The sequence below is a fragment of the Pseudoduganella ginsengisoli genome (assembly GCF_009720865.1).
Lineage (GTDB): Bacteria > Pseudomonadota > Gammaproteobacteria > Burkholderiales > Burkholderiaceae_D > Rugamonas > Rugamonas ginsengisoli.
The window spans coordinates 122823-147494 of the sequence record NZ_WNLA01000008.1 but is presented as its reverse complement, the minus strand read 5'-3'; the positions used below and the strand labels follow the sequence as shown (position 1 = coordinate 147494).

The 24672-nt window shown below is 59.5% G+C and carries 27 protein-coding genes; 24 read left to right on the top strand and 3 right to left on the bottom strand.

The features are described from left to right. Positions 1 to 285 precede the first annotated feature (285 nt). The gene (locus GM668_RS14220) at positions 286 to 2547 is read left to right on the top strand and encodes a putative bifunctional diguanylate cyclase/phosphodiesterase (protein ID WP_155439619.1); all 2262 of its coding nucleotides are present in this window, start codon (positions 286 to 288) and stop codon (positions 2545 to 2547) included. 69 nt (positions 2548 to 2616) lie between these two features. Here the strand turns inward: GM668_RS14220 and GM668_RS14215 are convergent, their stop codons facing one another. Then, positions 2617 to 3072: a CBS domain-containing protein gene (locus GM668_RS14215; protein ID WP_155439618.1), complete on the bottom strand. Its 456-nt coding sequence runs from the start codon at positions 3070 to 3072 to the stop codon at positions 2617 to 2619. Between the two features lie 190 nt (positions 3073 to 3262). On the opposite strand from GM668_RS14215, the gene GM668_RS14210 reads away from it, so the two are divergent. The 14 genes from GM668_RS14210 (at position 3263) to GM668_RS14145 (ending at position 11764) form a co-directional block, all read left to right on the top strand. Then, complete coding sequence (locus GM668_RS14210; RefSeq protein ID WP_155439617.1) at positions 3263 to 4573, top strand: O-acetylhomoserine aminocarboxypropyltransferase; 1311 nt, start codon at positions 3263 to 3265, stop codon at positions 4571 to 4573. Between the two features lie 2 nt (positions 4574 to 4575). After that, entirely contained in the window at positions 4576 to 5379 is an 804-nt protein-coding gene (locus GM668_RS14205; RefSeq protein ID WP_155439616.1) for an alpha/beta fold hydrolase, read from the top strand. A gap of 510 nt (positions 5380 to 5889) precedes the next feature. Then, positions 5890 to 6102: a hypothetical protein gene (locus GM668_RS14200; RefSeq protein ID WP_155439615.1), complete on the top strand. Its 213-nt coding sequence runs from the start codon at positions 5890 to 5892 to the stop codon at positions 6100 to 6102. 105 nt (positions 6103 to 6207) lie between these two features. Further along, the gene (locus GM668_RS14195; protein WP_155439614.1) at positions 6208 to 6591 is read left to right on the top strand and encodes a nucleotidyltransferase family protein; all 384 of its coding nucleotides are present in this window, start codon (positions 6208 to 6210) and stop codon (positions 6589 to 6591) included. 22 nt (positions 6592 to 6613) lie between these two features. Then, positions 6614 to 7066, top strand: coding sequence for a hypothetical protein (locus GM668_RS14190; protein WP_155439613.1), 453 nt, complete (start codon positions 6614 to 6616; stop codon positions 7064 to 7066). Positions 7067 to 7131: 65 nt separating this feature from the next. Continuing rightward, positions 7132 to 7437, top strand: coding sequence for a hypothetical protein (locus GM668_RS14185; protein ID WP_155439612.1), 306 nt, complete (start codon positions 7132 to 7134; stop codon positions 7435 to 7437). A 124-nt stretch (positions 7438 to 7561) separates the two neighbouring features. Continuing rightward, positions 7562 to 7801 (top strand): DUF6429 family protein, encoded by a 240-nt coding sequence (locus tag GM668_RS14180; RefSeq protein WP_170305639.1) that lies wholly within the window; start codon positions 7562 to 7564, stop codon positions 7799 to 7801. 77 nt (positions 7802 to 7878) lie between these two features. Continuing rightward, the gene (locus GM668_RS14175) at positions 7879 to 8256 is read left to right on the top strand and encodes a hypothetical protein (RefSeq protein WP_155439610.1); all 378 of its coding nucleotides are present in this window, start codon (positions 7879 to 7881) and stop codon (positions 8254 to 8256) included. A gap of 128 nt (positions 8257 to 8384) precedes the next feature. After that, positions 8385 to 8828 (top strand): DUF6896 domain-containing protein, encoded by a 444-nt coding sequence (locus tag GM668_RS14170; protein ID WP_155439609.1) that lies wholly within the window; start codon positions 8385 to 8387, stop codon positions 8826 to 8828. Between the two features lie 70 nt (positions 8829 to 8898). Next, a complete protein-coding gene (locus GM668_RS14165; RefSeq protein ID WP_155439608.1) occupies positions 8899 to 9099 on the top strand; it encodes a hypothetical protein in 201 nt (66 codons plus the stop codon). Positions 9100 to 9213: 114 nt separating this feature from the next. Beyond that, positions 9214 to 10068, top strand: coding sequence for a hypothetical protein (locus GM668_RS14160; RefSeq protein WP_155439607.1), 855 nt, complete (start codon positions 9214 to 9216; stop codon positions 10066 to 10068). A 67-nt stretch (positions 10069 to 10135) separates the two neighbouring features. Further along, on the top strand, positions 10136 to 10828 hold the full coding sequence (locus GM668_RS14155) for a hypothetical protein (protein ID WP_155439606.1): 693 nt from the start codon (positions 10136 to 10138) through the stop codon (positions 10826 to 10828). A 164-nt stretch (positions 10829 to 10992) separates the two neighbouring features. Then, positions 10993 to 11379 (top strand): hypothetical protein, encoded by a 387-nt coding sequence (locus tag GM668_RS14150; protein WP_155439605.1) that lies wholly within the window; start codon positions 10993 to 10995, stop codon positions 11377 to 11379. Between the two features lie 91 nt (positions 11380 to 11470). Continuing rightward, a complete protein-coding gene (locus GM668_RS14145) occupies positions 11471 to 11764 on the top strand; it encodes a HigA family addiction module antitoxin (RefSeq protein WP_155439604.1) in 294 nt (97 codons plus the stop codon). A 118-nt stretch (positions 11765 to 11882) separates the two neighbouring features. Here the strand turns inward: GM668_RS14145 and GM668_RS14140 are convergent, their stop codons facing one another. Further along, positions 11883 to 13271, bottom strand: a complete 1389-nt coding sequence (locus GM668_RS14140) for a YihY family inner membrane protein (protein WP_155439603.1) — start codon at positions 13269 to 13271, stop codon at positions 11883 to 11885. Between the two features lie 39 nt (positions 13272 to 13310). Between GM668_RS14140 and wrbA the strand changes: the two genes are divergently transcribed. From wrbA to GM668_RS14100, 8 genes are all read left to right on the top strand, one after another. Further along, on the top strand, positions 13311 to 13922 hold the full coding sequence (gene wrbA, locus GM668_RS14135) for an NAD(P)H:quinone oxidoreductase (RefSeq protein WP_155439602.1): 612 nt from the start codon (positions 13311 to 13313) through the stop codon (positions 13920 to 13922). Continuing rightward, on the top strand, positions 13919 to 14326 hold the full coding sequence (locus tag GM668_RS14130; protein WP_155439601.1) for a DUF2069 domain-containing protein: 408 nt from the start codon (positions 13919 to 13921) through the stop codon (positions 14324 to 14326). Before wrbA ends, GM668_RS14130 begins: the two co-directional genes overlap by 4 nt. Positions 14327 to 14329: 3 nt before the next feature. Then, entirely contained in the window at positions 14330 to 15763 is a 1434-nt protein-coding gene (locus tag GM668_RS14125) for an FAD-binding oxidoreductase (protein WP_229499307.1), read from the top strand. Continuing rightward, on the top strand, positions 15760 to 16194 hold the full coding sequence (locus GM668_RS14120; protein WP_155439600.1) for a DUF4124 domain-containing protein: 435 nt from the start codon (positions 15760 to 15762) through the stop codon (positions 16192 to 16194). The genes GM668_RS14125 and GM668_RS14120 overlap by 4 nt, the downstream gene beginning before the upstream one ends. Further along, entirely contained in the window at positions 16194 to 18776 is a 2583-nt protein-coding gene (locus GM668_RS14115) for an FtsX-like permease family protein (RefSeq protein WP_155439662.1), read from the top strand. Before GM668_RS14120 ends, GM668_RS14115 begins: the two co-directional genes overlap by 1 nt. A gap of 95 nt (positions 18777 to 18871) precedes the next feature. Next, entirely contained in the window at positions 18872 to 19918 is a 1047-nt protein-coding gene (locus GM668_RS14110) for a lipocalin-like domain-containing protein (RefSeq protein ID WP_155439661.1), read from the top strand. Between the two features lie 16 nt (positions 19919 to 19934). Further along, complete coding sequence (locus GM668_RS14105) at positions 19935 to 21821, top strand: ABC transporter transmembrane domain-containing protein (protein ID WP_155439599.1); 1887 nt, start codon at positions 19935 to 19937, stop codon at positions 21819 to 21821. A gap of 24 nt (positions 21822 to 21845) precedes the next feature. Continuing rightward, complete coding sequence (locus GM668_RS14100) at positions 21846 to 22739, top strand: prolipoprotein diacylglyceryl transferase (protein ID WP_155439598.1); 894 nt, start codon at positions 21846 to 21848, stop codon at positions 22737 to 22739. Between the two features lie 19 nt (positions 22740 to 22758). On the opposite strand, the gene GM668_RS14095 is transcribed toward GM668_RS14100, so the two are convergent. Further along, positions 22759 to 23433 (bottom strand): PEP-CTERM sorting domain-containing protein, encoded by a 675-nt coding sequence (locus GM668_RS14095; protein ID WP_155439597.1) that lies wholly within the window; start codon positions 23431 to 23433, stop codon positions 22759 to 22761. 158 nt (positions 23434 to 23591) lie between these two features. Here GM668_RS14095 and GM668_RS14090 point away from each other — a divergent pair, with 158 nt between their 5' ends. Beyond that, positions 23592 to 24671 carry a threonine aldolase family protein gene (locus GM668_RS14090; protein ID WP_371868701.1) on the top strand — a complete coding sequence of 360 codons (1080 nt, stop codon included), beginning with the start codon at positions 23592 to 23594 and terminating at the stop codon, positions 24669 to 24671. Position 24672 lies beyond the last annotated feature (1 nt).

Sequence of the window (24672 nt, the reverse complement as noted above, 5' to 3'; positions counted from 1 at the left end):
TGATTTTACCAGTCATCGGCGCAGGCCGTTGCCATCAAGCCAAAATAGTTCCTATTAGTACCAAAATTAAATGTAAGCCCCAGTCAAAAACGCAAATAAAATTTCTTCCAATCATCGAATATTTAACATTTCAATTGTCCTTCCAATAATTTGTGGCACAGCTACGCGACATACCTTGCAAATTGCGACTTATTGGCTACGGGAAAACGTTGAAATGATCGTTCTCTTTAACAATTCGCTATATACTTGATTCAAGTACACCGAGTCACCCCGGAGAAGCGACACATGCCCCAATCCCTTGAGAATCACGTCCCGGCCAAGGACGATCAAGACGATCTGGTATTCCTAGAAGAGCATCCAGCTGCACCGGCCACGCACGCGCCCCGCGAAGTATGGCGGGTGATGATCATCGACGACGACGAAGACGTCCATTCCACCACCACGTTTGCCTTGGGCAACCTGGACATGCAGCATCGTCCGCTGGAGTTCGTACACGCTTATTCGGCCGGACAGGCGCGCGAAATGCTGCGCCATGAAGAAGAAATCGCGGTCATCTTGCTGGACGTTGTCATGGAACAGGACGACGCGGGCTTGCATTTGGTGCGCTATATCCGCGAAACGCTGAAACTGGCCGACGTCCGCATTATCTTGCGCACGGGCCAGCCTGGCTATGCGCCGGAAATCGACGCGATCCGCGACTACGACATCAACGATTACAAGACCAAGTCCGAACTGACCCGCATCAAGCTGTTCACCACGGTGACGGCGGCCATCCGGTCGTACGAACAAATCCGCAAGATCAATGACAGCCGCCGTGGTCTGGACCGTATCGTCCACGCCAGCACGGAATTGATGTCGCTGCACGGCGTGCAAAACTTTGCCGCCGGCGTGCTGACGCAAATCGCCCACTTGCTGGGCCAGGAAACCAATGGCGTGCTGTGCGTGCAGGAATGCCCGGAAAACGGCTGCCAGGAACTGGTGGTGATGGCCGCGGCCGGCCAATACGTCAACCACAACAACACGCAACTGACGTGCAGCACGGAGCCGCGCATCGCCAGCGCCATGGAACATACGCTGGAAGAACGGCGCAACCATTATGAAGACGATGCCGTCACCTTGTATTTCGCCGGCAAAGCCAGCCGCGCGTTTGTTGCTTTCCTGCACACCAACCGCGCGCTGACGGAAATCGAACAGCGCTTGCTGGAAGTCTTTTGCAGCAATGTCGCAGTCGGCCTTGATAACGTGGAACTGGTGTCGCACCTGCATAACGCGGCGTTCTACGATGCGCTGTCGAAATTGCCGAACCGGACCCGCCTGGTGGAAATCCTGGACGCCACGATCAGCGGCCCCGGCAAGGATGACGCCACGTTGTCGCTGGTCGACCTCGACCACTTTGCGGAAACCAACGATGCGCTGGGCCACCAGTTTGGCGATGAATTGCTGGTCGCCGTGGCCGAACGCCTGCAGAGCCGTTTAGGCCAGCATTTAACGGTGGCCCGTATCGGCGGCGACATCTTCTGCGTGCTGGGCGATGCGACGCAAGTGAACCCGACCACCATTCTCGGCCTGTTCCAGGTGCCTTTCAGCATCGAAGGCCAGGACGTGCAACTGTCCGCCACACTGGGCCTGGTGCGCCTGGCTGAACACGAGGGTACGGGGGCTGATGCGCTGAAAGATGCGGACATTGCGCTGAAGCGCGCCAAGTCCATGCAGCGCGCCGGCCACTTCTACTATTCGCGCAGCATGGGCGTGGAAATCCGCGAACGCGTACGCATGATGCACGCGCTGCGCTCGGCATTCAGCCAGAACCAGCTGTTCGTCGTGTACCAGCCGCAAATCGACCTCGTCACGCGCCGCCCGGTCGGCGCGGAAGCGCTGCTGCGCTGGCAGACAGCGGACGGCAAGTTCGTGTCGCCGGATAAATTCATTCCGATTGCCGAATACTCGGGCCTGATCATCGACATGGGTGAATGGGTGATGCGCACCGCTTGCCGTGAACTGGTGGCGCTGCGTGCTGCCGGCCACGACAACTTCACGATGTCGATCAACGTGTCGCAAGTGCAGTTCCGCCACCCGTATTTCCTGGAAATGCTGCGCCGCGCGCTGGCCGATACGGGCGCGCCGCCGGAATTCGTCGAGCTGGAAATCACGGAATCCATGGCCATGGAGGAGCCGGACATGCTGATCAAGATGCTGGCGCAAATCAAGCAGACCGGCGTATCGATTGCCATTGACGACTTCGGCACGGGCTTCTCGTCGCTGTCGTACCTGCAGCGCCTGCAAATCGACCGCCTGAAGATCGACCGTGCGTTTGTGACGGAAATCACGGGTTCGGCGCGCGGCAGTTCGATTGCGGAAATGGTGATTCAACTGGGCCGCAATTTGGGCCTGGCCGTCATTGCAGAAGGCGTGGAAGATGAACGGCAAGCGCAAATCCTGCAATCGCTGGGCTGCCCGCTGGCGCAAGGCTTCCTGTTTGCGCGGCCCATGACAGCCGATGCGCTCAATGGCTGGCTCAGCAACGATGCGCTGGAAGGCGTGGCCTGATCTGCTTTACTCCGGAGAATAAAAAAACGCTATCGTCGGGATAGCGTTTTTTATTGGAGCCTTTAGAAATTAATCCGCCGGCTGTTCCTGTTCCGCCGGCCAGTCGCGGATATACGCTTTCAGCATGCGGTTTTCAAAGCTTTGCGCTTCCAGCACGGCGCGCGCCACGTCATAGAACGAAATCACGCCCAGCAGGGTTTTCGCATTCATGACCGGCAGATAGCGCGCATGCTTTTCCAGCATAATGCGGCGCACTTCATTGACTTCGGTATCCGGGGTCACGGTAATCGGGTGGTCTTCCATGTGCTTGCGCACGGTGCCAGCGCCCACCGAACCATTGTTTTCGTGCAGTGCCTTCAACACTTCACGGAAGGTCAGCATGCCGACCAGGTCGCCGAATTCCATCACCACTAGCGACCCGATATCTTTTTCCGCCATGGTTTTCGCGGCTTCCACCAGCGGCTGGTCCGGGGTAATGGTGTAGAGAATATTGCCTTTGACTTGCAGAATTTCGGAGACTTTCATTTTGGGCCGTCCTGTTATGTGTCTAGGGTTTCATTGTTAGCCTAGGTCCGAATGTAACGTATGGATAAGAAAAAATCCAGTATTGCACTGAATGAAACCTTCACTCTTTGCAACGCTGTTGTTCATAGCGGAAAAATAAGAGTACGATTCGGCCACCGAATTAGCCACCCGAACCAACGAGAGAGCTTCCATGAGCGGTCCCCAATACCCTGGTTTTGATACGCTTGCCTTGCACGCAGGCGCCGCGCCCGACCCGGCCACCGGCGCCCGTGCCACCCCGATCCACTTCACGTCGTCGTTTGCGTTCCGCGATTCGGACCATGCCGCATCGCTGTTCAATATGGAACGGGCCGGCCACGTGTATTCGCGCATTTCCAATCCCACCAACGCTGTGCTGGAAGAACGCATCGCAGCGCTGGAAGGCGGCGTGGCGGGCATTGCCACGGCCAGCGGCCAGGCCGCCATGCACCTGGGCCTGGCCACCATCGCCGGCGCCGGTTCGCACATTGTCGCGTCGCGCGCACTGTATGGCGGCTCGCATAATCTGCTGGGCTATACGCTGAAACGCTTTGGGATCGACACCACATTCGTCGATCCGCGCGACCTCGACGCATGGCGCGCCGCGATCCGGCCCGAAACCCGCGTGCTGTTTGGGGAAACGCTGGGCAATCCCGGCCTCGACGTGCTGGATATCCCTGCCGTAGCGGCATTGGCGCATGAACACCATTTGCCGCTGATGGTGGACTCCACCTTCACCACGCCCTACCTGCTGCGGCCATTTGACTTGGGCGCGGACCTGGTGTTCCACTCCGCCACCAAATTCCTGTGCGGACACGGCACGGCCATCGGCGGCTTGCTGGTCGATGGCGGCACGTTTGACTGGCAGGCGGCTTACGATAAAACGGGCCGCTTTGCGGAACTGTGCGAGCCGTATGACGGCTTCCACGGCATGGTGTTTGCGGAAGAGTCAACCGTGGGCTCGTTCGCGCTGCGGGCCCGGCGCGAAGGCTTGCGCGATTTCGGCGCGGCCATGAGCCCGCACAACGCGTTCGCTATCCTGCAAGGCATCGAAACGCTGGGCATGCGCATGGAGCGCCACGTGGCCAATACGCGCAAGGTGGTGGAGTTCCTTGCGGCGCATCCGGCGGTGGAATCCGTGTCGTATCCGGAATTGCCGTCGCATCCGGATTACGAGCTGGCCAAGCGCCTGCTGCCTAAGGGTTGCGGCGCCGTGTTCTCGTTCACCTTGAAGGGCGACCGCGCTGCTGGGCGGCGCTTCGTTGACGGGCTCAAAGTGTTTTCGCACCTGGCCAATGTGGGCGACGCGAAGTCGCTGGTGATCCACCCTGCTTCCACCACGCACTTCCGCGTGCCAGCCGACCAGCTGGCGGCGTCGGGTATTGCGGAAGGCACCATGCGTTTGTCTGTTGGACTGGAAGACCCGGCGGATTTGCTGGAAGACCTGGCGCGCGGCCTGAAACTGGCGCAGAAGGGAGCATGAGCATGATCCTTACCGTTCAAGGGGCGCCTGCTTACGCCTATACAGGCGGCAAACCGTTTGACGCCAGCCTGCCGACTGTCGTGTTCATTCATGGGGCGCAAAACGACCACTCCGTGTGGGGGCTGCAAAGCCGCTACCTGGCGCATCATGGCTATGGCGTGCTGGCGGTGGATTTGCCGGGTCACGGCCGCAGCAAGGGCGCGGCTTTGCGGTCGGTGGAAGCCATGGCGGACTGGCTGCTGGAAGTGCTGGCGTCGGCCGGCGTGGCCAAAGCTGCGCTGGTGGGCCACAGTATGGGTTCGCTGATTGCGCTGGAGACTGCGCACAAGGCGCCGGAGCGCGTGACGAAACTGGCGCTGCTCGGTTCCACCTTCCCGATGAAGGTGTCCGATGCGCTGCTCAATACATCGCGCGACAACGAGCAGGCCGCCATCGACATGGTCAACATCTTTTCCCATTCGACGATGGCGCACAAGCCGTCGTGTCCTGGGCCGGGCTTTTCCGTCATGGGCGGTGCGCGGCGGCTGATGCAGCGCATGTCGCAGATCAATCCGGAGCAATTGTTTTATACGGATTTTTACGCGTGCAATGCCTATGCGAATGGCGACGCGGCAGCGAAGTCCGTTTCGTGCCCTGCCCTGTTTGTGTTTGGCGCGAAGGATGTCATGACGTCGCCGAAGTCGGCCAAGGGCTTGCTGGCGGCGATACCGCATGCGAAGACTGTCACGGTGGATGCGGGGCATTCGATGATGCAGGAGCAGCCGGATGGGGTGCTGGAGGCATTGGCGGGGTTCCTGGCTTCGTAGGCAGGATCAGAATGCGGGGGCGGGTTCGCCGCCCTGGCGTCATGGCCTGTCCTTCAAATGCGGTTTCACTACTGGTGACTACCTCGTGCGACGCCGTGATATCTCGTAATAACTGGTACTAAAACCAGCAACAGGGGTTGACGCTCCATTATGACGTTGCAAGCTTCCATGACTGCTGCCGGTTGGCAGCAAATGGAACTGTTTTAGCTGGCTATCGCGTGGCCGCGTAAAGGTGGGGTTATTGTTGCAAATGGGGTGTGCTAAACTAGCATAAGCTTTTGATAATAAAAGAAAGAGTCCTGGCGCTGAGACGCGATTGACGGAACTCGTCGGGAATAAACGCACCTGATGGGGTGTCTACTTCACGTTGGACCGATGAAAAGAACGTCTCCGCATTTCAAAGTTAAAATGAAGAACGTTGTCCGTTGCCTTGGCTTTCTATCCGCAACTACTCTTGCTGGGTGTGTGTTGTCGGCTTGTACACCAACGCCTGTTGTGTCGGGAAATGCCATGATCGCAGCAAATTTATGTAAGAGTGTTCCGATCGGCGTTCCACTAAATACTGCAGCTTCGGTGATGCTTAATGAACATAAAGCTATCTTAATGGGCGGTGGCAAGGAATTGGCATTCATTGCGCTAAGAACTCCAGAAGGCTGCGCGTGTCACGTTAATTTAGATTCTGCTGGTACAACCACCGGAGTTTCATCAAAATGCGTGCAGTAATAGTTTCTACGCGCTATTTGTCTAACCTTCAGCTCCAGCGGACGCGCTACAGCGGGCTTCGCCCGCTTCCGCGCGCCGCTGAGCAATCACGTTGGGCGACAAATCATGCTACTTGAACAGATCATTCTCAACGTTGCTGCTTGGGCTAGAGAAGAACCACTGGTTAGAAAGGTTCATCTCTTCGGAAGTCGAGTAAAGGGTACCGAGACAAAAAACAGCGATCTAGACGTTGCCGTCGAAATTGAAAGAAAGGTGAGCGATTCGTGCGAATACACGACGTTCGCGTTCGAAGGTAGCGGACTTCGGTCACGGTTGCAGCGCATGCTGCCGTTCGAAGTCCAACTGGAGTGGTATGGCGGTCCACATGAAACCCCCACGGTACATTCCGGGTTAATGGAGGCAAGCATTTTAGTATTTGACCGTAATGCCCAACCTTCAGCTTCAGCGGACGCGCTACAGCGGGCGTTGCCCGCTTCCGCGCGCCGCTGAGCCAATACGTTAGAGGATTCCTTTGCAGCGTTTTTATATCTTTATCGGAAGGCGCACGCCTGAAGTTTGGGCCGCCAGCGCGGCTGTTGTCGCGTTACTTTGGGGTTGCTACGCTGCGTGGACTAAACAACCCATCTGGCTCAATCGTATGGGCGCAATCATTATTATCATCGGCGTCCTTCTAGCTGCCTCTCGCTTTCACGAATGGGTTCGGTCGAAAGTATCAGACTTTATCGACCAAGACTTCGAGGTTATTGCGAAGAGCGCGCTATGCGCACTTGAACGGGAGACGGGACCATTAAGCGATGAAAAGCGGGGGCGTATCATCGCGGAAGTTCGTGCAGAGACGCTAGCCGATCTGGACCAAATATTTGAAGAAGACAAGAAGCGAATTAAAAATCTCGAAGTCATCTTAGTTGTCTTTGGGACGCTCCTTAATGGGTTGGGCGACTATTTCGTGGAATTGTTAAAATAGCTATTCTTTAACCCTGCAGTCAACTGGACGAATAAAAGTCTATGAGGCAATTGCATAACACAGGCATGTACGAAGAACGCGAAATGCGTATGGTTGATGAAATCGTTCGTACGATCAAAGATGCGCTGACCGCTGGTGGTGTCGAAGGTGCTGCACTAAGGGCTCTTACGGAAGAAATTTCCTTCTCGATGGCAGCGATCATTGATGGCTCCGCCTACATGGAGTTAAACGATGATCATTTGGTCCCAGTTCTTGGCTTTGCAGAAGGTCGCATGCGTGATCGCCTGCTCGTTCCATTGGAAGGCGGATCTTCACTTCATGGCTTGGTTCCCGGCTACATTGAAGCCAATTTCGGGGAAGAAATTGACTGATCAATTTGCTTTGATGCTCCGGCTCCAACCATGCGCTCAACCTCGCTCCCTTTGGTCGCTGGACGCTGCGCGATAAAGCCGCGCAGCGCCGATCAGCTTGAACGTTGGGCGCAAGGATAATATTGTGACTGTCGATCGGAAGAAAATCGAAGATGCCGTACTTGCACTATTGCAGCTGGGGTTGTACGACGGTAATCGCGCCTGGAAGACCTTCGACTGGGACATTATGGATAGCCTCCACGAAAAAGGCTTGATTTCAAACCCGGCGGGAAAAGCGAAGTCCGTTGCTCTTACTGAGCGCGGCATAGTTGAATCCGAACGATTGTTTACGCAACTTTTCGGATCCGACGATGCAAGGGAATAATATGAACCGACTGCCCAACAAGGCATTCCAGCCGACGCCTGCGGCGCGGCTGAATTTGGCACAATGGGCCGCATGAAATGACCAATTCACGACAATGGATTTTGGCAGCATTCGCTGTGATCGGCGCATTCTTCGTTGTCGGTATAGTCGCCGATATCGCTACTGGTGCGCTTGGCTATTGGCATGTGCTCGGCTCGGGATTTTTCGCAGCGATGGCCACAGTCGTATCAGCATTTATCGCGGCTCCAAAACGAAAATTCATGTTCGCCTCGTTTGCATTTGTAATTGGCGTAGCCGTCGCATGGTATTTTCTTGAGCCATCCTGGTACCCTGAGAATTACGGCGCTAAGGCGTATCAACCAACGCACCTACCAATTGTCGTGACGTGTCTAGGTGGTGTACTTGGGCTCATATTTGCAGCAATTCCGTGGCTACGGTCGAGGCGAAAATCTTGAGAACCAATGGCGTGCCCCACCAATTTTGCAGGTTGGTTCGTGGTAAATTTATTGAGCCTGTCCAACCTTTCATTCCACCGGACCCGGGCAAAAAACGCGCGGTCCGGTGAATTCTCACGTTGGGCTCCATGAATCCACGTCTCGCGAGATTGATTGCTGACTACCAAACCACTGTGTTTGAGGCTGTCGCTCTTTTGAAAAAGTCGGGCATTCCTCTGCCATCGTCCAACACCGAATGGACCGGCATCGATATTCCTGCACGTGGAACGCTTGAAAGCGGTGTTCCCTACTTCAAGCACGGTTATGGCTGCGCTGTCCGACTTCCTGCTGGCTCTGTTGATTTCGACTTCGGCGCTAACGGCGAAATCGACGGGTTCGATTCTTGGCGATTGGTCTCTTTTGCTGGCGACAAGCTTTCTGAATATGGCTTTGCTAACGATGCAGCCATGCAGGCTTGCTTCAAAAACGAGATCGCGGCAGGGACGTTAATTTTTTCGGGCTACATTCTCTACTACATTGCAGAGTCTATAGCCCAACCAAACATTCCAGCGGACGCCTGCCGGCGCCGCTGAACAATAACGTTAGACCGCACTTCTTTGCATTGCACGCAAATTTCATTTTTACAGTACCTAGGAGTTACATATGGAAGACATTCAAGAACAATGGCGCAAGGGATATCTCGATGGGTGGGCGGAGCAAGGCGTGCTGCCGACTTCGGAACCATCGATTCCGCCATTGCCCAGTATTCCTTCGGGTGTTTCGGATCCCGATAGCTGGGCTTACGGCGAAGGAAAGAGTCGGGGCATGATCGATCGCCTCAAATCTCAGGCCGGAATTGCCTGACTCAAAGTCTAACCTTTCATTCCAGCGGATCTCCTGCGGCGCGCGCTGAATTTGCACGTTGGGCAGCACGAGACGCGGTCAAGCATTGCACCAAACAACACCGTAGGAGATCGTATGCCGAAGGAAGCAACCAGCTCAAGCGATATGCGTCTTGAACTCCTGGCCACCAAGATCGACCTCTTGGCTACAAAGCTGGAACGTCAAGGCGCCGACTCAGACGGGAAGGACAAACCGAAGAAGCCTTGGTGGACCGTCACTGTTGAGATACTGGCCCTTCCAGCACTCATTGTCGCGATCCTCTTTCAGTTCACCCAGACCACCGCGAACCTTCGAACGCCGGAGAAGACTGCCGCCGAGACCGAAAAACTCCGCACAGAAGAGCTCAAGATCAGGGCCGACCTTGCGTTGCAGCATGAGACTTTGTCCGAGAAGAAGGGACAGGGTACAGCGGCCTATCGCTCCGAACTAGAAAAAGCGCTTCCACGCCTTGAAGAGACGATTACAAAGCTTGGCCAGGTACAGCAGCAGTCCAAACGATGGGCATTCGACCATGCACTCGTGAAGTACCTGTTGCTTTGGACAGTGTTCATGGGCATTGGCCTCTTTTTCGACATCGTCTCGCAGATTTGGCACGCGCTGATTTCTTCGGTTCGTAACACGATTAATGCCGTCTACTTGTACAAACACATCTCGGGCACTGGCCCGGAGGTAGAGAAGAGGCGCAAACGGCAAGACTTGGCGCGAAAGGTTTACCCGTTCCTTGACTCACTTCTTTATCCGGTGCCCCATCTTCTTAATTGGGCGGTCCGGATATCTATCTTTGTGGCTATCATCATTCCGTTCTTCAACGAGATGGCCGCGTACCTTGGATCGAAGGACACATTCGACAGCTTGTTGCTGAGTGCCCGGCAACTCAATGTGGGAGAAGCCATTGCAAAACTTCAGGCCATCTTGGGCCGCAATCCGTGAGGTGCGGCCTAACCGCTCGTTGCAGCCGACCGCCTTCGGCGGCGGCTGAACTCATTCGTTAGCCATTATGAACAAAGTTGCCGCATTCCTTGTCGCCCTTGTCATAGCAGCGGTCGTTGGACTACTGGTTGTTGCGGGTGGTTGGCCGGTAATCAACCTCCCAACGGAGATCGCAAAATCGCTACTGCAACTTGGCGTTATTGCCGCTGCCGGCCACGTTGTCTCGATACTGATCACGAAGGCAAACAATGAGCGTCAGGACCTGATGCGCGCGGATGACCTTCGTGTTGCGTTACTAGACAGGCTCAACGAGTCGTTCATTGATGTAAAAAAGGTCAGGCGACTGGCTAGGGCTACTTCCGAGAAGGTGATGATTGGCGGCGTCGTTTACATGTTCATTCATAAGACCAAATTCCATGATTACTTGCAGTTGCTCAACGATGCCCAGCTTGAGCTAGAACTAGTCTCCAAGGATGTTGAAAGCAACAAGTCCCTCTTCGTAGACGCAAAGGAAGTAATCAAGCGCCTGGACATGATGGAGGAGTACCTAAATCGTCTTGTGGACGAGTATGAAAATTCTTCGGTGAAGACAGTGAACGACCCAGTGGATTGTTTCCCAGTTGCCAGCTTTCCCCGTTTGAGCGACCTTCTTGGACCATACAAGGTTTCTGAATTCCGTAAGGAATTCGTGCATACGTACTATGCGAATCTCGAGTCAGTTCGTCGAGCTTTTTCAAGGATGACAGCCAAGGGTGGCTAACTTTTCATTCCAGCCGGCCGCCTTCATTGTGATGGAGGAAGTTCCTTCGGGAGACCAAGCAGTTCAATTCTTGAAACGCTTCTTCTCATGCAAATAAGCGCTAACCATCAGTTCCTGCGGACGCCTGACGGCACCGCTGAGCCAACACGTTAGGCCCCACTCCAATGACCACGGATCTGAAAGATCAGCACTGGCTTGAGACCTACAAGTCGCTCATCACGTTGTCGATTGAAGGCTTCAAGTTTTCAGCCCTGGCAAACGGCGGCTCGGCGGTAGCGTTGCTCGCGTATCTTGGAAACGTTGCCGGCAAAGGCGTTGCTACTCCCGACATGCGGTGCCCCATGGCCACCTTCTTGTTCGGGCTTGCATGCTGTGGTTTCGCAATGCTCTTTGCATATCTCGCGCAGTTGAAGCTGCTCAACGAAAGCGCGGTAGGCAATAGGCCACGGTTGTCGCATGCATGGGTCTTGTGGGTCGCGATCGTGCTCTTTGGGTGTAGCCTTGCGGCCTTTGGCGTCGGCGCATGGCAAGCCGTGGTGCGCTTCCGATGAATCGGCCTAACCCTTCCATCGAGCGGACGGTTTCCAGCGGGCTGCGCCCGCTTCCAACCGCCGTTCATGTCAATTATGAGGACTATCACTAATGGCAATGCACAATCCACCTCATCCCGGTGAGTTCATCACCGACATCTACTTGGAGCCCAACGGCATTTGTGGGCGCGAATTAGCAGACAAGCTTCGCGTCGCGCCATCTACTCTCAGCCGGGTCCTTAAGGGCACAAGCCGCGTTACTTCGGAAATGGCGCTGCGGCTGTCCAAAGCACTTGGGCGCTCGCCCGAGAGTTGGCTTGCTATGCAAGATGCACATGACCTCTGGAATGCCCGGCAGCAAGTTGATCTACGCAGGGTTAGCAAGCTCAAACTAATTGTTGCCTAACTTCGGCTCTAGCGGACGGCTCCCCCGCCGCTGCCATGATGGCCCAAATGAGGCAAGAGCATTTTGCGTACATTCTTGACGTCTCACAGCACATTCCTCTTGGTCATTCCCCGGGGAGTCATTGTCCTGAACCCTGTTCAAAATGCTGCACCAGCGTGACATCAAGCCCCCGCTCCACCGCATTTTCCACATGCCGCGCCAACTGGGCTGCTTCCTCCGCCGCAATGCGGTCCGCTTCGTCATCGCTGTCGCCCGCTGCCCCCGCATTGATGGCCATGCCGCCAAACACAAACACGCGGTAGACATCGGCCAACGTCAACCGGTCCACATTGGCCAACAACACCCAATTATCCGCCCCTTCGCTGACCCGTTTACCCCACTGCACCCGAGGCGGCGCTTCGGACTTGACTTTACCGACCCAGCCCTGCGCCGCCATCCGGCCCAATAGACTGTCCATTTCATCAAAGCCGATGCGCGTGCAAGACCGTATCGCCGCCGCATTGACCAGCGCCGTATCGCCATAACGCGACGCCGCATACAGCACTTTTAATATCGCCATCGCGTCAACAAACTCGCCGCCCGGCGGCGCCTCGTGCCACCACCGTTCATATTTGACGACCGGCAGCGCGGCCACAAACAGCGCGCCAATCAAGGTGATCAGCCACGACAAATAAATCCAGATCAGGAACAGCGGCAGCGCGGCCAGCGCGCCGTAAATCCGCGAATACGTGGGGAATTGCGTAATGAAGACCGCAAACCCGCGCTTGGCCAATTCAAAGAACAGCGCAGCCAGCAAGCCGCCCCACAGCGCGTCGCGCCAGTCGACCTGGCGGTTCGGCACCACCGTGTACATCAGCGTAAAGCCCGCCGTGGTCGCGGTCAGCGACAGCAAGGTGTACAAAATCGAGCCCAAGATAGGCACATCCCCCACCAGGTCGCTGGTGGCCATGTACACATTGGTCGACAGCGACAGCGACACGCCGATCAGCACCGGCCCCAGGGTCAGCAGCGCCCAGTACACAAGGATGCGGCGCGTCCAGCTGCGCTCCGCCTTTACCCGCCAGATACGGTTAAACACTTTTTCGATGGTGCCCATCATCGCCACAGACGTGAACACCAGCGCCACCGCACCCACCGCCGACAAGCGTGTCGCCTTGCTGGCAAACATCGTGACGTTGTTCAAGATCGGCGTGGCGATCTGTTTTGGCATGACGTTTTGCACAAAATACGCTTCCAGCGCCTTGCGCAATACGGTAAACATCGGGAACGTGGTAAAAATTGCCAGCGCAATCGTCACCAGCGGCACCAGCGCAAACACCGTCGTAAAGGTGAGGCTGCCTGCCACTTGCGGCAAGCTTTCTTCCCGCAAACGGCGCCCGGCGAAGCGCAGCATGTCGCGGATTTCCCGCCATGACAGCGAGCGTACAGCACCGACACCATCCTGCACATTGCGTGAAACCGAGGCGAGCAGAGGGGCAATCAGCGGGGAAATAATCTTGTTAACCATGAAGCTGTCTAAAAATCGTGTGGCCCATATAATAACGGAATGACCACACCAGACCTCATCATTCTTGTCTTATATTACTCGCGCCATGGCGCTACCCGCAGGCTGGCCGAGCTGATTGGCCAGGGCATCGACAGCGTGCCGGGCTGCGAAGCGCGCCTGCGTACGGTGCCTGCCGTGTCCAGTGTGGCCGAAGCCACGGCCTCTTCCGTGCCGGATGAGGGCGCCCCGTACGTGGAACTGGATGACTTGCGCGACTGCGCGGGCCTGGCGCTGGGCTCCCCTACCCGCTTTGGCAACATGGCGTCCGCCATGAAGTATTTTTGGGATGGGACATCGGCGGAATGGGTGTCCGGCACGCTGGCAGGCAAACCGGCTTGCGTGTTCACGTCCACTGGCAGCCTGCACGGCGGACAGGAATCTACGCTGCTGACCATGATGGTGCCGCTGCTGCACCACGGCATGATGGTGATGGGCTTGCCTTATACCAATCCTGAATTGATGACGACGTCCAGCGGCGGCTCGCCGTATGGCGCCACGCATTGGGCGGGACTGGACGGCAAGCGGACACTGACGGATGATGAGAAAAAGCTGGCCGTCGCACAAGGGAAGCGGCTGGCGGAAACCGCCTGGAAATTGCGGAGCGCATCATGAATAATGACAACAAACAAAAATTCTTCCATATCGGCGCCGTTGCCAGCATGAGCTTGCTGATCCTGTGGTGCATAGCGTGGGAAACGCTGATCGCGCCGCTGAAGCCAGGCGGTTCATGGCTGGCGCTGAAAGCCGCGCCACTGCTGTTCCCGCTGGCCGGCATTTTGAAACGCGACATTTATACGTTGCAGTGGACGTCGATGATGGTGCTGCTGTATTTCACGGAAGGCGTCGTGCGCGGCTGGAGCGACCTGGGCGCCACGTCCGCATGGCTGGGCTGGGGCGAAGCCGCCATCGTCGTGGTCTACTTCATTTGCGCCGTCATGTATGTGCGGCCTTATAAACAGGCTGCCCGCAAGATCGCCAAGGACTTGCTGGACAAGGTCAATACGACGGCCAAATAAACGATGACCACCGCCATGTCGAGCGCCGCCGCCAACACTTTCCTGGGCCACTGCCGCACGTTGCTGGGCGATCCCCACGTGTTGACCCTCGCGGGCGAAATGGAGCCATACCTGACCGACTGGCGCGGGCGATTTACAGGCAGCGCGCTGGCCGTGCTGCGCCCCGGCACCGCGCAGGAAGTGGCCGACACCGTGCGCGCCTGCGCGCAGTGGCGAGTGCCCATCGTGCCGCAAGGCGGCAAAACCGGGCTGGTACTGGGCAGCGTGCCCGATGGCAGCGGGACGGCCGTCGTGCTGTCGCTGGCGCGGCTGGACCGTATCCGCCATATCGATGCGTTCAACCGCACCATCACGGTCGATGCGGGCTGTATCCTGCAGGCCGTGCAGCAAGCCGCGCAAGACCAGGGCTGCCTGTTCCCATTGTCGCTGGCGGCCGAAGGCAGCTGCACCATCGGCGGCAACCTGGCCACCAACGCGGGCGGCACGGCCGTGCTGCGTTATGGGAATATGCGCGAATTGTGCCTGGGGCTGGAAGTGGTGACGCCACAAGGCGAACTATGGGACGGCTTGCGTGCACTGCGCAAAGATAATACGGGCTACGACTTGCGCGACCTGTATATCGGCGCCGAAGGCACGCTGGGCATCATTACCGGCGCCGTGTTGAAACTGTATCCGCAGCCGAAAGCCTGCATTACCGCGCTGGCCGCGCTGCCATCGCCCGATGCGGCGCTGGAATTACTGAAACTGGCGCAAGACCGCTGTGGCGCCAGCCTGACGGGATTTGAATTGATGTCGGCGTTTTGCCTGCATCTGGTGCGCACGCATTTCCCCCAGTTGCCGCAGCCGTTCACGGCAGCCCACCCGCAATACGTGTTGCTGGAACTGTCCAGCAGTGAATCGGAAGCGCACGCGGTGGCGCTGCTGGAACAGACCATCGGCGCGGCTTTGGAACGCCACATTATCCACGACGCCGTGGTCGCGTCGTCCATCGCCCAGTCGCAGGCGCTGTGGCAATTGCGCGAACATATCCCGCTGGCGCAGGCGAAGGCGGGCAAAAACATCAAGCACGATATTTCGCTGCCCGTATCCGTGATCCCGTCCTTTATTGCGCAGACGGCGCCGCAGTTGCAGCGCGCATTCCCCGGCTGCCAGCTGGTGTGCTTCGGCCACATGGGCGACGGCAACCTGCATTTCAATGTCGCACCGCCGGAAGGCATCGGCCATGAAGCATTCCTTGCCAACCAAGCCGAAGTCAACCGCCTCGTGCATGATGCGGTCAACCACTTTGACGGTTCCATCTCGGCCGAACATGGCATCGGCGCGCTGAAGCGCGATGAACTGGCGCGCTATAAAGCGCCGCTGGAACTGGCCCTGATGCGGGCCATCAAGCAGGCGCTGGATCCGCACAACCTGATGAATCCGGGGAAAATTCTATGACCACCTTGCGTGCATCCCTGCTGGTATGGCTCTTTGCAGCTGGCGCATGCCATGCGCAGACGATCAACAAATGCACGGTGGACGGCAAAGTCACTTACACGGAACAGCCGTGCCAGGGCGGCGCTGCGTCCGTGATTGCCGTACCGGATGCGCCGCCGCCCAATCCCGCGGCTTCGGCGGAGTTGCAGCGCATGCAGCACCAAGCCAACGCACTGCAACGCGAACGGCACCAGCGCGAAGCGCAAGATGAACGCGCACAGCAGCAAGCCGCCCGCGCCGCGCAGCAACGCAACAAGCAGTGCGCGCAACTGCGGCTGCAAAAGAAATGGGCCGATGACGAAGTACGGGGCGCGCTGGCGCAAAGCGCCGGCCGCGCGAAAATCAAAGCCCAGCGGGCCGCCGACAAGCTGGCGCTGGCGTGCCCCGCCTGATGGCCGCTGCACAGATAAACGCTGTGCGGCGCCACCTGCTGGCCGGCTGGCTGCTGTTTGGCGAATGGCGCACGCACCCGGTGCGTGCGCTGACGGCCATCTTTGCCATTGCCATCGGCGTGTCGCTGGGCTTTGCCATCCACCTGATCAATGCGGCCGCCTTCAATGAATTTTCCTCCGCCGTGAAAAGCTTGTCCGGCCAAGCCGACGTGCAAGTGAGCGGCACGGAAAGTACGTTTGACGAACAAATCTATCCTGCCCTGGCACAGCGCGACGGCGTCGCCGTGGCGTCGCCAGTGCTGCAGCTGTACGCATCCGTGCCCGGACAGCGCGCGCCGCTGGAAATCCTCGGCATCGACATGTTCCGCGCTTCCGCCATCACGCCGGACTTGATGGGCATTCCCGCCGAAGACCGCCCGATGGATGCGCTGGCCGACAATGCCGTGTTCCTGTCCGCCGCTGCGCAATCATGGCTGGGGGCCGCACCCGGCGGCATCGTGCAGTTGCAGGCCGGGACCAAAACGCTGGCGTTGCGGATAGCCGGACCACTGGCCCGCGCCCGCGCAGGCCAGCGGCTGGGTGTCATGGACCTGGGCGCCGCGCAATGGCGCTTCAACCGCCTTGGCAAACTGACGCGCGTGGATTTGAAATTGCGTGAAGGCGTGGACCGCGCCGCGTTCAAGGCGGCGCTGGCGGAAGAACTCGAACACGCGTATCCGGGCCGCTTCCACGTCGGCAGTCCGAATGATGAAGACCAGAACAGCCGCAACGACAATATGAGCCGGGCTTACCGCGTCAACTTGTCGGTGCTGGCGCTGGTGGCGTTGTTCACGGGAGCGTTCCTCGTGTTTTCCACGCAGGCGCTGTCCGTGATCCGGCGCCGCAGCCAGTTTGCGCTGCTGCGCGTGCTGGGGCTGGAACGTGGCCAGCTGCTGCGCCAGGTAATACTGGAAGGCTTGTCGCTGGGCGTGGTGGGCAGCGTACTGGGCATCGTGGCAGGCTATGTACTGGCGGCCAGCGTGCTGCAATTGTTTGGCGGCGACCTGGGCGCCGGGTTCTTCTCCGGCGCACGGCCGGAAGTGCAATTTACGCCGATTGCCGCCCTGGTCTATTTCGTGCTGGGGATCGGCGTGTCTGTATTGGGCAGCGCGGCGCCAGCCATGGAAGCGGCGCGGGCCCGTCCTGCCATTGCACTGAAAGCCGGCGCGGAAGAAGCCGCGCTGGCGCGCTTTGCGCCGGCCTGGCCGGGCCTCGCATGCGTCGCGCTGTCAGCCGTACTGTCGCAACTGCCGCCCGTGTGGGAATTGCCGGTCTTCGGCTACCTGTCGATTGCCCTGATGCTGATCGGCGCCATCGCCCTGATGCCGCGCGTGGCGGGGCTGGTGTTCCGCCTGCTGGCATCAATCTGGCACCGGGGGCCGGGGCGGCGCGAACAGGCATCGGCCGTCACGTCGCTGACGCTGACCCGCCTGGCCAACGCGCCGGGACAGGCCGGCATGGCGCTGGGCGGCGTACTGTCCAGCTTCAGCCTGATGGTGGCCATGGCCATCATGGTGGCCAGTTTCCGCATCTCCGTCGATCAGTGGCTGCTGCAAGTGCTGCCTGCCGACCTGTATGCCAGCAGCGCAGCCGGCGGCGGCACAGCGGGGCTGACGCCGGACGAACAAAAGCTGGTGCTGGCGCTGCCCGGCATCGCCAAAGCGGATTTCCTGCGCGTGAAGCCATTGCAGCTGGACCCGGCCCGCCCTCCCGTGCTGCTGATGGCCCGCAATGTCGATAGCGCGCGGCCGGAATCTGTCCTGGCCATGGCGGGTCCGTCGTTGCCCGTACCCGAAGGCCGCATGCCCGCGTGGGTGTCGGAACCGATGGCGGACTTGTATAACGTGCAGCCCGGCACCACATTGACGTTGCCGCTGGCAGGCAGGCCCCATGACTTTTTTGTCGCGGGCATCTGGCGCGACTATGCGCGCGCCCACGGCGCCGTGCAAATCCGCCTGGCGGATTACCAGGCGCTGACGGGCGATGTGGATATCAACAACGTCGCGCTATGGCTGGCGGGCGGCGCGCGCATGGAAGCATTAAAGGCGGCGTTAAGAGCGCTGCCATTCGGGCGCACGTTGGAACTCAATGAATTGTCGGAAATCCGTACGCTGAGCATGAGGATGTTTGACCGCAGCTTTGCCATCACCTACCTGCTGGAATTGATCGCCATTGCCATCGGCTTGTGCGGCGTGGCGGCGACATTCTCCGCGCAGACCTTTGCCCGCGCGCGCGAATTCGGCATGCTGCGCCATATCGGCGTCACGCGCCGCCAGATTCTTTCCATTTTAGCCATTGAAGGCGGCGCACTGACGGGGCTGGGCATTGCCACCGGCTTTATCCTGGGCTGGATCATCAGCCTGGTACTGGTGTTCATCGTCAATCCGCAATCGTTCCACTGGACCATGCAAATGCATTTGCCGTGGCCCTTGTTGGGCGCCGTGGCGGCGGCGCTGCTGGCGGCATCCGCATTGACGGCGCTGGCGTCCGGGCGGCGGGCGCTGTCCGGTGCGCCGATCCGGGCGGTCCGGGAGGATTGGTAATGCGTGAACTTGCCACCGGCTCGTCATCCCCGTGCAAACGTGGATCCGTACGGCGCTTGCTGACACGCGGCGCATGGATCCTCGCTTTCGCGAGGATGACAGCACCGGCCCTGGCCGCACCGCCCCAATACCCGCCCGTCACCCCGCTGCCGCCCGGCCAAACCCTGCAATTCCCCCGCGACTTCGGCGCCCACCCCGCCTATAAGACTGAATGGTGGTACGCGACCGGCTGGGTGAAAACCCCGGACGGCAAAGACCTCGGCTACCAGGTGACGTTCTTCCGCGCCGCGCCGCAGCACGACGCGGACAATCCCAGCCAATTCGCGCCGCACCAGCTGATCATTGGCCATGCGGCGCTGTCCGACCCGGCCGCCGGCAAATTGCAGCACGACCAGCGTTCCGCCCGTGAAGGCTTTGGCCTGGCTTACGCAAAAACCGGCGACACGGACGTGAAACTGGACGACTGGCGCATGGTGCGCGCTGCAAACGGCGTGTATCACGTCAAATTAGCCGGTTCCGGCTTTACGCTGGATTTGACGTTAACGCCCAGCCAGAGCGTCATGCAGCAAGGCGACCGCGGTTTTTCCCGCAAGAGCCCCGACCCGCTGGCCGCCAGCTATTACTACAGCGAGCCGCAGCTGCACACGACAGGCGCCATCACCCGTACCGGCGGCAAACCGCTGGCCGTCACGGGCGTCACGTGGCTGGACCATGAATGGTCGAGCGCTTACCTGGACCCGGATGCGGCAGGCTGGGACTGGGTCGGCATCAACCTCGATGACGGCGGCGCCCTGATGGCCTTTCATATGCGTAGCAAGACAGGTGGTACACTGTGGGCGCACGCGACATGGCGCGATGCATCCGGTAAGATCACGCATTACGCGCAGGACCAGGTCAGCTTTACCCCGCAAAGGCGGTGGCGTTCGCCCCGCACCAATGCCGAGTATCCCGTTGCCACCCAGCTTGCCACAGGCGATGTCCTGTGGGATATCGCGCCCCTGCAGGATGACCAGGAGCTTGATTCGCGCCGCAGTACGGGCGCCGTGTATTGGGAAGGGGCGGTGAAAGTGCAGCGCGACGGCATCCAGGCCGGCAAAGGCTACCTGGAGCTGACCGGCTATGTACGGCCCATGAAACTGTAAAAGATTAGAAATTTCAATGAATAACAGCATCGCAGGCAACAGCAATTCCAACCCGGCTGATAACGAGGGCCATTCCACGGCCAAATCCAGCGGCGCTGCCGCCGCGCCTGAAGCGCGCGAACTGAAAAAAGGCAGCCTGGCCGCCCTCAAAGGATTGCTGCCCTTCCTGCTGCCCTACAAAAAGCAGTTTGCCATGGCCGGCGTGGCGCTGGTGGTGGCCGCCGGTTCCACGCTGGCGATCCCGGTCGCCTTCAAGCAAATGATCGACCTGGGCTTTGGTGCGGCGGGTTCCGCCGGCAACCATATCGAGCATGTCAATGCCGTGTTCCTCGCGCTGTTCGGCGTGGCCACCGTGCTGGCGCTGGCTACTGCCGCGCGTTTTTATACGGTGTCGTGGCTGGGCGAGCGCGTCACAGCCGACATCCGCAGCGCCGTGTACCGCCACGTCGTCACGCAAAGCCCGGAATTCTTTGAAACCACGCAGACCGGCGAAGTGCTGTCGCGGATCACCACCGACACCACGCTGATCCAGGCCGTGGTGGGCACCAGTATTTCCATGGCGCTGCGCAATATACTGCTGTTTGTCGGCGGCCTGGCCATGCTGTTCTACACGTCGGCCAAGCTGTCGTCCATCATTCTCGGCTTGCTGGTGCTCACCGTCGTGCCGATCGTGCTGTTTGGCCGCCGCGTGCGCAAGCTGTCGCGCGCGTCGCAGGACCGTATTGCCGATGCTTCCGCCGTCGCCGGTGAAATCCTCAACGCGATGCCGACCGTGCAAGCGTTCACGCATGAAAAAATCGAAACCGAGCGTTTCAGCGCGTCGGTGGAAAGCGCGTTTGGCACCGCCATGCAGCGCATCCGCGCCCGCGCTTTCCTCACCATGCTGGCCATCGTGCTGGTGTTTGGCACTATCGTGTTCGTGCTGTGGCTGGGCGCCCACGCCGTGCTGGAAGGCACCATGACGGGCGGCGACCTGGGCCAGTTCATCCTGTATGCGACGACGGTGGCCGGCGCCATCGGCGCCCTGTCGGAAGTCATGGGCGAAGCGCAGCGCGCCGCTGGCGCCACCGAGCGCCTGCTGGAACTGATGTCCGTGAAGTCGGATATCCAGTCCCCTGCCCACCCGCTGCCGCTGCCGCCGCGCGCCGCCAATGGCGCGGCGCTGGCCTTGAACGACGTGACGTTCTCGTACCCGTCGCGTCCCGATACGGCAGCGCTGTCGCACCTGTCGCTGGACATCAAACCTGGTGAAACCATTGCCGTCGTGGGCCCGTCCGGCGCCGGTAAAACCACGCTGTTCCAGCTGTTCCTGCGTTTCTACGATCCGCAACTGGGGTCCATCAAACTCGATGGCGTCGATATCCGCCAACTGGAATTGCACACGCTGCGCAACGCGATCGGCATCGTGCCGCAAGATACAGTGATCTTCTCGACTGACGCGATGGAAAACATCCGCTATGGCCGCTTTGACGCAACCGATGAAGAAGTGATCCAGGCCGCGAAAATGGCGGCAGCCCATGAATTCATTGAGCGCTTGCCGAACGGCTACCAGTCGTTCCTGGGCGAGCGCGGCGTGCGCCTGTCCGGCGGCCAGCGCCAGCGCATCGCGATTGCCCGCGCGCTGCTGAAAAACCCGCCGCTGCTGTTGCTGGATGAAGCCACCAGCGCGCTGGATGCGGAATCGGAGCGCCTGGTGCAGGGCGCGCTGGAAGCGGCCATGAAAGGCCGTACCACCGTCATCATTGCGCACCGCCTGGCCACCGTGCAGCGCGCCGACCGCATTATCGTCATGGAAGATGGCAAGATCGTGGAAACGGGCGACCATGCATCGCTGGTCGCGCTGGGCGGCATTTATGCGAATCTGGCGGCGCTGCAATTCCATAACGTGCAGGTTGTGCACTGACCGGCGCCCTGCCCTGCCGCCCGCATGTCCTATCCTTACCTGAGCGACGTGGTGTTTGCCTTCACGGGCTACCACCTGCCACTGCCGCTGGCCACCTTCGGCATGATGGTGGCGCTGGCGCTGCTGGCCGCGTCAATCTGCCTGACGGCGGAAATGAAGCGCTTGCACAGCCTGGGCGCGCTGCCGATGGCGTGGCGCTCACAAGGCGGCGAGACGCTGCAGGTGGCGCCGCACGAAGTGGTGTCCAACCTGGCTTTGCTGGCGCTGTTTTTCGGCGTGGCGGGCGCGCGGGTGTTCCACATCCTTGAACACCTGGACAGCTTTGCCGCTAACCCGTGGGACATGATCTTCAGCCGCTCCGGCCTCAGCGTGCTGGGCGGCCTGCTATTCGGCGTCGTTGCCGGCCTGTGGTTCATCCGCCGCTGGCATTTGCCGGCGCGCGCCATGCTCGACGCCGTGGCGCCAGCCATGCTGCTCGGTTATGCGATCGGCCGCATCGGCTGCCAGATTTCCGGCGACGGCGACTGGGGCCGCGTAGCGGACATGGCGCTCAAACCCGGCTGGCTGCCCACATGGTTCTGGGCCCAGACTTACACGAACAATATTTTTGGCGAAACCATCGCCGCGCCGGGCGTGTATCCGGCGCCGGTCTATGAAGTCGTCATGTCGCTGGCGGGATTCGCCGTGCTATGGGCGCTGCGCAAGCATGCGTTCCGCCAGGGCTGGCTGTTTTCCCTGTACCTGGTGCTGGCGGGGATCGAACGGCTGGCCATCGAGCAAATCCGCGTCAATCCGGTACTGGATTTCGGCATCTTCCACGCCACGCAGGCCGAAGCCATTGCGCTGGCCATGGTGGCGTGCGGTGCGGCAGCGCTCGTCGTGCTGACACGCCGGACGCCGCAACAGGCCGCACCATAGCGGCCAGCAGCATGGCTGTTTAGCGCACCTTGCGGCGGCGCGCCGCCACGATTCCCGCCAGGCCCAGCGCCAGCAAGCCCATGGTGGCGGGTTCCGGCACGGTGGCTTCCTTGCCGTAGAATTCCAGCTCATTAATCTGGTGCATCCAGTTGCCCACCGTGTGGAACGACTGGTAACGGAAAATGCTGTATGCGGCCGGTGTGGCAAAATCCACGCCGGACGTGTATTCATTGACTTGCAGGCGGTTGTTCCAGGGCGACGTACCCAGGTTGTTATACGTGAAAATCGGCGTGTAATTGACACCGTCGTTCGAGCCCAGGATGCGCCAGTTATCCGAATCGCGGTCCGGCGAATCATTGCCCGACGCGGCAGTGAATGCCGTCAGCACATAGCGCTTGCTGCCGAAGTCCGCTTCAACCCATACATTGCCCGCATCGCAGCACCATTTGGCGTCGCCGCTGCCAACCTGGTTGTCAAACACGTTGAACGCGCCCTCATTGTAGAAATAAGGCTCGATGCTGGAGCGCAGCGTCGCGTTGTAATTGACCAGCGACGTGGCGCTCGCATTGTTTTCCGGGTCGGTCAAATCGCCGCCGCGCAGCGCGCCAGAACCATAGCCGCGCACCACGACCGCCTGTGCGGCGCAGCTGACAGCCAGTGAAGCAAACAGTACCGCCCGGATAGTCTTTTTCATGTGATCTCTCTTGATTTTAGGGAAACATATATTTCTATTTAGTAATTGTAATTGAATTTGAGAAAATATAAAACAGCTGTGACTAAAAGACACCCGCCTTGACTGGAACTTAACCACAGTGCACTCGGTTAAAATGTCGTCCTTTCCAGGAGACTCCCGTGACCGACGCCGAACTGCGCCAGCGCTGCCATACCATCCTGCCCGGCCACCGGCAGCCAACGCCCGCCGAACTGTATGCCGCCATGGCCGATTGGTGCGAACAGCACCAGGTGGCGCATGACGTGTATGGCGATGGTGAACTGATCCAGTCCTTTGAAGCGAAAATCGCCGCGCTGCTGGGTTGTGAAGCCGGCGTCTTTTGCATCACGGGCACGATGACGCAAGTGACGGCGCTGCGCGTGGCCTGCCATGCGCGCGCCAGCCGCCTGGTGGCGCTGCACCCGACTGCCCACATCTTCAAGCACGAACGGGGCAACCACCAGTTGCTGGACCACTTCCACGCGCTGCAAATCGGCGACCCGCACCGCCCGTGGACGCTGGATGACTTGAAAGCCATTCCGGACCAGCTGGCAGCCGTGGTACTGGAATTGCCTGCACGGGAAATCGGCGGCCAATGCCCGTCATGGGAAGAACTGCAAGCCATCAAGGCGTACTGCAAAGAACACGATATCCACCTGCACATGGATGGCGCGCGGCTGTGGGAAACCGCTGCCGCCTACGGCAAGCCGCTGCACGACATTTGCGCCGGCTTTGACAGCATCTACGTGTCGCTCTATAAAGGCATCGGCGGCCTTGGCGGCGCGGTCTTGCTGGGCAAGCGGCAATTTACCGCGGTGGCGGCGGAATGGTTCCGCCGCTCGGGCGGCAACGTGATCCACCGCTCGCCTTACATCGTGGCCGCCGCCATGCAATTCGATGCGCGGCTCGCTGCCATGCCCGCTTATTTCCGCCGCACACAGGCCCTGTATGAAACCCTGCGCGCCTTCCCGAAACTGACGCCCAATCCCGCCGCGCCACAGGCAAACCTGCTGCACGTGCACATGCCCGTCTGCCGCGAACGCGCCATGGCGCTGCGCAACCGCGTGGCGGAACAGCATGGCGTGTGGCTGTACAACCGCGCCAGCCATGCGCAATTGCCGGGCCACAGCTATACGGAATGGTACGTGGGCGACAACTTGATGGCGCTCGATGACGCGCGCCTGCACAGTGCGCTGGCGCTGTGGTGTAACGAACTTTGAA